Origin of the sequence: Lyngbya confervoides BDU141951, from assembly GCF_000817775.3 — a bacterium.
In the GTDB taxonomy this organism is placed as follows: Bacteria; Cyanobacteriota; Cyanobacteriia; order Thermosynechococcales; family Thermosynechococcaceae; genus Lyngbya; species Lyngbya confervoides.
On sequence record NZ_JTHE03000012.1, the window covers coordinates 1 to 8285 of the forward strand.

Consider the following 8285-nt stretch of genomic DNA (forward strand, 5'->3'; position numbering starts at 1 on the left):
TCGTCCACAACTTTGTTCGAGTTCATTTCACCACTAAAGTTGTTCCCGCTGTCAGGTTAGGGATTGTGGAAACTGGGATATCTTGGTCGCAACTTCTAACGATGCGATATGCAATCTAACCCAGGACACACAATGCTTTCAGCATCCCCACGTAGCGGAACCAGTGCCTGAACTGAAGATCTTCGAGGGTCATCCACCCTAACCCTTGGGCAAGGCCTCCTTCCACCTGACCGAGATCCACGTCGGGATTGAGCGATCGACCCAATTGATGGATGATCTGTACCGCATCAATGCTATAAACTCCTCGCAAACAGTCCAGGGTGACTTCTAGAAGTGCCGCGCCGCACACATGATACGCAAACGGGTGTCCTTGTTCCTGGCCGCGGTCAAAGTCGACGTCTGGGGTTGTATAGAAGGCATGAGCGGATAAATCCGTGCGGGTTAAGCAAGCTTGGTGGATTACCTCGTCCCAAGACAGCCCCAGGGGTTGACCATTCAGACAAAAGTCTTCATTAACTAGGGTGATTTGGTCCGGCTGACCGATCTTGAGTGTTTGGGCCACCAGCCGTTTGAGTCGATCGAGAATGTGCTGAATGGCCAGAATCATTGCATTTCCGTTGAGGTCTGTGGTCACGCTGGCTGCGGAGGGAGACATATTGGCAATTCGGGTGGTGTTGGTAGTTTCGAGTTTGATGCGATGGGGCTGGATGCCAAAGGTTTTTGCGGCGATCGCGGCTAATTTTGTATTAAGTCCTTGCCCCATTTCCACGCCCCCGGTGGACACGCTGACACTTCCGTCCCCGTAGACATGGACCAAGGCACTAGCCTGGTTCAAAAACGTGGTGGTGAAGGAAATCCCAAAGCAGATGGGCATGATGGCATAGCCTTTCTTCTTGGCAAAATTTTTGTGATTAAAGCGATGGATGCGATCGCGAAGCTGGGCCACATGATAGGTTTGCTCAAGATCGTGCCAGCTTTCCTGGAGTTCATCGTTGGCGAACGCTTGACCATAGGGAAAGTGTTGGCCTCGCCGCAACAGATTTTTTGCCTGAATCTCTTCTCGAGGCACATTCAACGTTTCAGCAACTTTTGCGATCGCACTTTCGATCACAAACATGGCTTGGGGACCACCAAAGCCCCGCAGGGCGGTATTCGGTGGTATGTTCGTGCGGCAACAGACCCCAAAAATACGGACATGAGGAATAAAGTAGGCATTGGTGCTGTGAAACAGGGTTCGCTCTAGCACTGCCGTCGAGAGGTCTGCATAGGCCCCTGCATTTTGGTAGTGCTGCACGGCATAGGCCAAAATTTCCCCCCCGCGGGTAAACCCAATCTTAAAATCCGAGGAGTATGGATGGCGCTTCCCCGTCATGAGCATATCATCAAGGCGAGAGAGGACCAATTCTACAGGTTGCTGTAGCTTCCACGCTGCCAAGGCCACTAAACCTGCCCAGAGGCTGGCCTGCTCCTCTTTACCCCCAAATCCGCCCCCAAGACGCTTGACGTCCACTTCAATCCCATGGCATGGCCAGCCTAGGATCTGCGCGACAGTTCGCTGCGTTCCGAAGGGGTTTTGGGTTGCCGAATCCAGACGCATTGTGTTGCCTTCCAGGGGAGTGGCTCGTGATCGCTGGGTTTCCAGGTATAAATGCTCTTGCCCACCGATGTTACAGGTTGCTTCCACAACATAATCGCAGTCCTGCCAAACCCTATCCACATCCCCCATGACAAAGGTGTGGGGTGTCCCGATGATTTGGCCCCGCAGAAAGGCTTCTCTTGGATCGATCATTGCGGGAAGTGCTTCGATCTGGAGGTGAATGTGTTGTGCTGCTCGCCGGGCGATCGCCGTGGAGGTGGCCACAACCACTGCAACGGGCTGTCCCCAATATTCCACCAGGTCATCGGCTAGGAAGGGTTGATCGGCAAGAATTGTCCCCCAGCAATTCTTGCCTGGAATATCTGCTGCGGTCAAAACGGCCTTGACCCCTGCCATTGCCAGAGCCTGCTTCGGATCAATAGACAGGAGTTTTCCGTGGGCGACCGTTGATCCGGTGATCGCTGCATAGAGCATCGGTTCGGAACGGGGCATATCATCTACGAAGGCCGCCTCGCCTCGTACTTGGGTTTTGGCATCAAGCCGCTTCATCGATCTTCCTCACGGTCAACTCTGGAAATAGCTCTATAAAATGGGCAATGATCAGCTGCCGCGCCAGCAGTCGCTTGTAAGCTGCAGAGCCATAGACGTCTGAGATCGGTGCAATCTCCGTTTGCGCGATATCCAGGGCTGATTTGAGTCGTTCTACGGTTAACTTCTCTCCTTGTAGATGTTGAGCTGTCTGTTTCATCAGAATTGGGGTGGGCGCAACACCACCCATTGTCAGGCTCAGCTCAACCATGCGATGCTGTTCACATCGTACTCGAATGGCGCTATTGACAATGGCACAGTCGAGATGTCTGCGTTTCGATATCTTTTCAAAGTTGACCTGGTCTTGAGCCAGAGATAGCGGTAGCAGAATTTCAGCCACTACCTCTCCGGTTTCCAGAAGCGATTGCCGATACCCTGTAAAAAAGTTCTGAATTTCTACCAGACGGCTGTTCTCGCCTTTAAGCAACCGCAGTTGTGCTCCCAAGGCCAGTAGCAAAACACTGATATCGCCAATGGGAGAGGCGGTTCCGAGATTACCCCCTAAGGTGGCTTGATGACGCACGGGCAATGAGGCAATCCGTTCAAAATAGTTTGATAAATTTGGCAGGAGCGATAGGCTCAAGGGATGGTGCGCAAATTCAGCAAAGGTGGTGAGGGCACTAACGTGGAGCTTACCTGCCTGAACCTTGAGCCCTTTGGGAAGATCAGATGCTTGCAACAGCTGAACAGCTGGAACACAGGAAGTATCCGGATGTTCCAGCATCCAATCACTCCCGCCTGCAATAATTGGTTGATCTGAGCGAAGCGGTAAGGGCGGTGGAGATGGAATCTCGGCTAGGCGTTGGGGGATAAGAAGAAAGTAATTCGGCAAGATCTGGGCTGCTACAGCACTGGCAATGTCCATGGGGCGATCGCTGTGGAAGCGGTTCATCACGTCTTCAGCGGCCCGTCGAATTGCGCCATAGCCGGTACAGCGGCAGAGATTTCCACTCAGGGCTTCGGAAATGCAATGGAGCGATCTCGGTTCTGCAATTAATGCGCCGGTCAACGCCATGACAAAGCCAGGGGTACAGTATCCGCATTGAATGGCTCCCCAATCAACAAGAGCTTGTTGGACTGGGGATAGTTGGGATTGATTGATGCCTTCAAGCGTCACTAGATGTTTACCATGCATCTCGCCCAGGGGAAGAAGGCAGGAGAGAAACGTGTGATACAAAACTTGCTCACCTTGTACATGCCCAACAAGCACCGTACAGGCCCCGCAGCCCCCTTCCCGACATCCCTCTTTCGTGGCTGTGAGTCTTTTCGATACGCGCAGGTAATCCAGAACGCTCAGGTTAGATGCTTGAGAGGTCCTGACCAGACGGTTATTGAGGATGAACTGGGTAGAGGCCTGCATCAAAATATCGAGCTCTGGCTCGTGATTCCCACTGTGTCCTATTGTCTGCGATACAAGCTAGGTTCAGAAGAAAGGATCGGCAAAAATTTACATTTCACCCAGACTCATTGAATGATTAACTTATTTTTACAATATCTGTTCAGAGGGTAAATAATAAGTTTACTATATGTACAGGACAAAACCACTGAAACCTTTGTTAAATCTTGATTGTTTGTGCATCTTGTGAATTCCAGTGCATGCGTAGATTGCGGGTTACAGTTGAACTGTTGAGAAAGATTTGTTGCAAGATATTTAAAGCCAAAAAATGTTAGGAACTTGAGCAATTAATCAATATGTTCTAGACTATGCAACCTGAAAAAATCGCCTCCATAATAGCCTTGTCTCTAGCGATCGTGGCATCCATAAAATCCCCTACAAAAGCTGAGTCCCTAACAGCGGTTAACGGAATCATTAGATACCCCAGTGATTGGATCCCTCCTCTAACCATTTGTGCAGTCAACGTGATTACCTGGGAAAAAACCGTATGCATTCAATCAGTGGCAGAACAGCAAACATTTAGGATGCTGTTACCCCCAGGTCAGTATTATTTTTCAGCAGAAGATAGTCGCCGCCATGGAACAACACCGGTTGGATAGTACACCGATAGGAACTACTATAGACCACAAGCACAAATAGGTAAAAGTCATGCCATCCCTGTCTACATCAGCGGCCATAACCTAGATAGAGAAATTCATGGGGTTTGCCCATGTGACTTCAATCGAGACAATATATTTTTCCCGATTGATTACTAAAAACTCATGAAGGAATAAGTTGATCTATTTATTTGGGGCGTTGCTTGTAATGGGGAATCGCGCAAAAAAATAGTTGAAGTTATTTCTGCGTGATTTCTAATCGTTGGGCTTCATCTTTTTCTCGATAACAGTCACAACTATTGGCCTTCATTTGAAGCCAGGATCTTGTATCTTGAGAGGCTAGGTCAAGTCAATCACAAATTTTTTTCAAAACCGCGATCGCTTTTTCGTGAAGCAGGATAAACCCAAAGCAGAGTTCTCCCAGTCTATGACCTGAGGTTGATCCCAGGCTTTTGCGCTCAAGTTTAGGGTACAAAACCCACGCGATCATTCCCTCTGCTGTACCCTAAACAAGCGATCGCATTGTGTTCGATGAGTGCTGGCGTGGAGGCGAGACTGGTCGAGGAAAGGGAAGAGAAACCCAGCGAAGCTTGACTCGAACTGAAGGGCCATGCTAGTTATTTAGTAAATATGTACTAATCTTGGGATTGTTTTCCATGGGCCAATCACCGTTCAAGCGGTCAGACCTGGGGCAAGACTCTCAGGAGAGTTCGCTGTGTTTCACTCAGGGCCTTGAGTTGGACGGCGTGACGCTCTCAGAGGTGAGCACGATAGAGACCGCACCAGAGGTGTTGAAGCTGCCCATGATGGGCATCCCTATCCAAGCGGGGTTCCCCTCCCCCAGCGATGATTACGTTGAACAGAGCCTGGATTTGAACCAGTTTATGATTGCCCACCCCTCGGCGACCTATTTCGTGCGCGTGGTGGGAGATTCGATGATTGAAGCCCACATTCAGGAAAACGATTATCTGGTGGTAGACCGGGCGATCGCGCCGTCGCACAACGCGATCGTGATTGCCGTGGTGAACGGGGAACTGACCCTGAAGCGGCTGTATCGGCAAGGAGGGCTTGTGGAGCTACGGGCAGAAAATCCTGCCTATCCTGCCATCCGCATTACGGGAGACATGGAATTGGTGATTTGGGGGGTGGTCAGTGGAATCTTCCGCAAGGTGTAGACCACGGCGAATAGCCTTGATCGATTGCAATAATTTCTACGCCTCCTGTGAACGGGTGTTCCATCCGGCCTGGGGCCATCGCCCGGTGGGTGTTCTCAGTAACAATGACGGCTGCATCGTGGCCCGGAGCAATGAACTTAAGGACGCGGGGATTCCCATGGGTGTGCCCTACTTTCAGGCCAAGGATCAGCTAGCAAAGATCAATGCCGTTGTGGTCTCCAGTAACTACGCGCTCTACGGGGATCTGTCGGCACGGGTGATGAACACCTTGTCCCAGTTCACGCCGGAGATGGAAGTCTACAGCATTGATGAAGCGTGGCTAGATCTGTCGGGGTTTAATCCTGCTGATTTGGATGGCTATGGGCGAGACATTACCAGGACTATCAAACAGCACACAGGGATACCCGTTTCGATGGGAATCGCACCGACCAAGGTGCTCGCAAAGATTGCCAATCGGATCTGCAAGCAGCGGAAGATTCCGGGCGCGGTGTTTAACCTGGGGAACGAAAAAGCTTTGGATGAGGTGCTGGGGGCCATCGCGGTGGATGAGATTTGGGGAATTGGTTCCCGCTGGGGGAAAGGGCTGAATGCGCTGGGAATTGACAACGCTCGACAGCTCAGGGACTGTGATACCGGGCAAATGCGAAAGCGGTTCAGTGTGGTGATGGAGCGGTTAATTTTGGAATTGCGGGGGATTCCCTGTTTGGAGTTTGAGGACATTGCCCCCAAAAAACAGATCATTGCCTCGCGCTCGTTTGGGGAGCGGGTCACCGAATTGCCAGACTTAAAGGAAGCTGTATCCTCCTACGTGACCAGAGCCGCAGAGAAGTTGCGAGCGCAGGGTTCGGCCTGCCGGTTGCTGCAGGTGTCAATCCGCACCGGGCGGCACAATCCCAAGGAACAATTTGTGAGGCGATCGCGGCAGATTGAATTTGGGGCTCCCACGGCGGACACCCGCAAGCTAATTGCGGCGGCTTGCCAGGGGGTGGAGCAGATGTTTGTGCCGGGAGTCCGGTATGCGAAGGCGGGGGTGATGCTGTTTGACCTGGTGCCTGTGGATGGGATGCAGCTGGGATTGTTTGAGCCAGGGGATAGCGACAAATCCCAGGTACTGATGGAGACGGTGGATCGGCTGAATCGACTGTATGGGAGGCGATCGCTGTTTTTCGCCAGTGAGGGGATCCAGAAGCGCTGGGGAATGAAGCGGGAGCGGATGACGCCTTGCTACACGACCCACTGGGAGGATCTGCCCACGGTGCAGTGAAGGTGGGGGCGATCGCAATTGTTCTGGTAGACCTCTTGGTTCCAAAAACTGTGAAATCAGTTTTCTGAAGAATTTTAGCGAATGCTTGTACAGGGTCTGCTAACCCTGGGGTGTCTGCTAATCTAAGTTAGCAGCCTGTAAATTTCCAATCAGCCCTAATGCGTTGTATTCGATGTGGGACGAGTGAACTGTCTGTCGACGTGGAGGTCTGTCCAGGTTGTGGGGCGTACCTACCAAGCCTGATGCGAGATCTGTTGATTCCAGGGACTGAACTTGCGGGGGGAACCTACGAAATTGAGCATGCTTTAGGCCGAGGTGGGTTTGGGGTAACCTATCGAGCCCGCCACAAATTCTTCTCGAGGAGCGTGGCGATTAAGGAATATTTCCCTCAGGAGCATGCCCATCGAGAAGGAACAACGGGTCGTCTTATCACCCCCGCCAGCAGCGAAATCCCGTATCAAAAATGGTTTGAGCGGTTCAAACGAGAAGGCCAGATTCTCTATGACCTGAATGAACGAGATCCGCATCCGAATATCGTGCGCGTTCAAAATTTGTTTGAAGAACGGAACACGGTGTATCTGGTGATGGAGTTATTGGAAGGAAAAACACTTCGAGATGAGCTGGACGCAAGGGGAGGAAAAGGTCTTCCAAGGCAAAGAGTGGTAGAAATTATGAATGCCCTGGTGGGGGCGTTATCCAAGGTTCATGAACAAAATTTATATCATCTGGATATCAAGCCGGAGAACGTGATGGTGACGAAAGCAGGGCGGATCGTCCTGTTAGATTTTGGAGCAGCGCGTCAGGAGTTGAGTCGGACGCGGTCAAAAAGTGCCGCCAGCTCGGTTGCCTTCTCAGAAAGCTATGCGCCGCCAGAGTTGATGGCTGCTGAAGAGTTGAGCAGCGCAACTGACGTCTTTGAATTGGGAATGCTGCTGCATGAAATGTTGACAGGTCAATTGCCGCCGTCAGCCCTGAATAGATTTATGAGAGAACGTGAATGGCGTGCAAGGTTAGAGACGCCCTGGCAAGAGATGGTGGATTCGGCGATACGGATGGAAGCATCAGAGCGACCCCGAAATGTTAAAGCTTGGTGGGGCCGGTATGAGCGATGGCAAGAAGAGAAGGAGAGAGATGAGCGATCGCGGTTGGCATTAGATCGTCAAGGGGTGGAGCAAGAGAGAGTCAAACAAGCGCAAAGGGACCGAGAGAGGCATCTTCGAGAAGACCAGACTCGTCAAGCTAGAGAGGCGAGGGAATCCGCAAAGCGACCGAGGGAAGAAGTCGATAGAGAAAAGCCAGTTCAGGCTCCATCGACAAGTCCTACAGGAATTGTTTGGACACGCAGAAATGTGTTAACTGCATTGGGTGTGAGTTTTGGAGGGACAATGATTTGGGCTGCAATCAGAAATCAAGAAGAAGAGATTCCAGTCCCCCAAGTCAGTTCAGGAGGGAGTCCGGCCCTCCCAACAAGCCCTAGTGTCAACTTGGAAGAATATAGCTTCGAGACAGTGCAGCTCAATGCTCAAGGAGCGATTACCGACCGAAGTCAGGGAACAGCGGCATATTTTCAAGAAAATGGGATCAACCTGGACATGGTGTGGATACCCGGTGGACGTTTCACCATGGGATCGCCCTCGGGAGAACTAGAGCGAACGGATGCTGAGGGGCC

The 8285-nt window shown here is 51.5% G+C and carries 5 protein-coding genes and 1 pseudogene; 4 read left to right on the forward strand and 2 right to left on the reverse strand.

Annotated features, from left to right (window positions below; translation table 11 throughout):
• Nucleotides 1-119 (forward strand): annotated as a pseudogene (locus QQ91_RS21890) (IS1-like element ISArch17 family transposase); the annotation flags it as partial.
• Here the strand turns inward: QQ91_RS21890 and QQ91_RS01740 are convergent.
• Complete coding sequence (locus QQ91_RS01740; RefSeq protein ID WP_166283832.1) at nucleotides 116-2146, reverse strand: molybdopterin cofactor-binding domain-containing protein; 2031 nt, start codon at nucleotides 2144-2146, stop codon at nucleotides 116-118. The pseudogene QQ91_RS21890 and the gene QQ91_RS01740 sit on opposite strands and share 4 nt — an antisense overlap.
• The gene (locus QQ91_RS01745) at nucleotides 2133-3545 is read right to left on the reverse strand and encodes an FAD binding domain-containing protein (RefSeq protein ID WP_166283835.1); all 1413 of its coding nucleotides are present in this window, start codon (nucleotides 3543-3545) and stop codon (nucleotides 2133-2135) included. The genes QQ91_RS01740 and QQ91_RS01745 overlap by 14 nt, the downstream gene beginning before the upstream one ends.
• A gap of 1288 nt (nucleotides 3546-4833) precedes the next feature.
• On the opposite strand from QQ91_RS01745, the gene QQ91_RS01750 reads away from it, so the two are divergent.
• From QQ91_RS01750 to QQ91_RS01760, 3 genes are all read left to right on the forward strand, one after another.
• Complete coding sequence (locus QQ91_RS01750; RefSeq protein ID WP_236096255.1) at nucleotides 4834-5352, forward strand: LexA family protein; 519 nt, start codon at nucleotides 4834-4836, stop codon at nucleotides 5350-5352.
• 16 nt (nucleotides 5353-5368) lie between these two features.
• Nucleotides 5369-6616, forward strand: a complete 1248-nt coding sequence (locus QQ91_RS01755) for a Y-family DNA polymerase (RefSeq protein ID WP_201277521.1) — start codon at nucleotides 5369-5371, stop codon at nucleotides 6614-6616.
• Between the two features lie 242 nt (nucleotides 6617-6858).
• Nucleotides 6859-8285: serine/threonine protein kinase (locus QQ91_RS01760; RefSeq protein WP_166283837.1), on the forward strand; the 1427-nt coding region annotated here is incomplete at its 3' end.